The sequence below is a fragment of the Cobetia sp. genome, assembly GCF_983723665.1.
Window position 1 is genome coordinate 1 of sequence record NZ_CFDJES010000270.1, and the last position, 2,046, is coordinate 2,046.

The following is a 2,046-nucleotide window of genomic DNA, read 5'->3' on the forward strand; positions in this document are numbered from 1 at the left end:
ACGCCCAGCCAGGCCCACAGGCCGAGCAGGGTGGCGATCAGCACCGGCGGCGTCAGCACCAGGCCGACCTTCATGTACTGCCCCCAGCTGATGTGATGACCTTTCTGATCGAGCACATGCAGCCACAGCAGTGTGGCGAGACTGCCGATCGGGGTGAACTTGGGCCCCAGATCATTGCCGATCACGTTGGCGTAGACCATCAGCTCACGCGTCGCGTCACTGACCTGCTGCGCGGTGAGGTGGTCGATGGCCAGCGCGCCGATCAGCGTGGCCGGCATGTTGTTCATCACCGAGGCGGTGACGGCGGCCAGCACGCCGGTGCCGAGGGTGGCGACCAGCTCGCCCTGACTGGCAAGCCAGGCGAGGATGTCGCTGGCGTGATCGGTCAGGCCGGCATTGCCCAGCCCGTAGACCACCAGATACATGCCCACCGAGAACAGCACGATCTGCCACGGCGCCCCGCGCAGCACCGGGCCGAGTTCGATCACGGCATCACCGCTGCCCAGCCAGCGCCCGGCGATGGCCAGCAGAATCAGCGCGGCGCTGCCGGTGACGACGGCGAGCGGAATGCCCAGCGGCGCGGTCACGAAGTAGGACACCAGCAGCACCCCCAGCAGCGGGAAGGCCGCGCGGAATACCTGGCGGTCCTTGATGGCGCTCGACGGTGCCTCGAGCTTCTCCAGCGCGTAGTGCGAGGGCAGCTCCTTGCGGAACATCAGCCACAGCACGATCAGCGTGGCGGCCAGCGCGATCAGATCGACCGGCACCATCACGGCGGCGTAATGCGTGAAGGAGATGTCGAAGTAGTTGGCGCTGACGATGTTGACCAGATTCGAGATCACCAGCGGCAGGCTGGTGGAGTCGGCCACGAAGCCGGTGGCGATGATGAAGGCCAGCGAGGCCGCCGCCGAGAATTCCAGGCGCACCAGAATCGCGATCACGATCGGCGTCAGCAGCAGGGCCGCGCCATCATTGGCGAAGAAGGCCGCGATCACCGCGCCCAGCAGCACGATGAGCGGAAACAGCTTGCGTCCGTTGCCGCCGCCCCAGCGCGCGACATGCAGTGCGGCCCAGCTGAAGAAGCCCGCCTCATCGAGGATCAGCGAGATGATGATCAGCGCCACGAAGGTGAAGGTGGCGTCCCAGACGATATCCCAGACCACCAGCACATCCGGCAGATTGACCACGCCGCAGGCCAGCGCGACCACGGCGCCGCCGAGGGCGCTGGTGCCGATGCCCAGCCCACGTGGCTGCCAGATCACCAGTGCCAGCGTGATGGCGAAGATTGCCAAGGCAAGCATGACGTCTCCTTGTCGAGGGTGAAGAGTAAGTGAGAAGCCGCGTGCGCGACCGCGGATTGCGTCAGATCGTGCTCTGATTGACGCGTCGGGAGACCTCTTCGGCGCTCTCGACACGCTCCGAGTAGCGCTCGGTCAGATAGGCGCTGCGGTCGCGGTTCATCCAGGTGAACTTCATCAGCTCTTCACAGACATCGACGATGCGCAGATAGAGCGGCGACAGGCGCATGCGGCCATGCTCGTCGAATTCATTGAAGGCCTTGGGCACGGATGACTGGTTGGGGATGGTCAGCATGCGCATCCAGCGGCCCAGAATGCGCAGCTGATTGACGCTGTTGAAGCTCTGGCTACCACCACTGACCTGCAGGATGGCCAGCGTCTTGCCCTGGGTGGGGCGCACGCCGCCCAGTGACAGGGGAATCCAGTCGATCTGTGCCTTCATGATCGAGGTCATCGCGCCGTGGCGCTCCGGGCTCGCCCACAGCATGCCCTCGGACCACTGGGCCAGCTCGCGCAGCTCCTGCACCTTGGGATGATCGGCCTCGCAGTCATCCGGCAATGGCAGGCCGGCTGGCGAGTAAAGGCGCACCTCGGCACCGAAGGCACGCAGCAGGCGCGCCGCTTCCTCGGCGGCGAAGCGTGAGAAAGAACGCTCACGCAGGGAGCCGTACAGCACCAGAATGCGCGGTGCATGACGCGGGGCATCCGGCCCGACCAGGCGATCGATCTCCAGCGGTCGCCAGTGTTC

At 65.7% G+C, this 2,046-nt stretch carries 2 protein-coding genes; both read right to left on the reverse strand.

The window, feature by feature from the left end:
• The coding region (locus AC4FAH_RS14745) for an arsenic transporter (RefSeq protein ID WP_490246331.1) at positions 1 to 1,301 on the reverse strand (1,301 nt) is incomplete at its 3' end.
• Between the two features lie 61 nt (positions 1,302 to 1,362).
• Positions 1,363 to 2,031, reverse strand: coding sequence for an arsenical resistance protein ArsH (arsH, locus tag AC4FAH_RS14750; protein WP_490246332.1), 669 nt, complete (start codon positions 2,029 to 2,031; stop codon positions 1,363 to 1,365).
• Between the last annotated feature and the right edge of the window lie 15 nt (positions 2,032 to 2,046).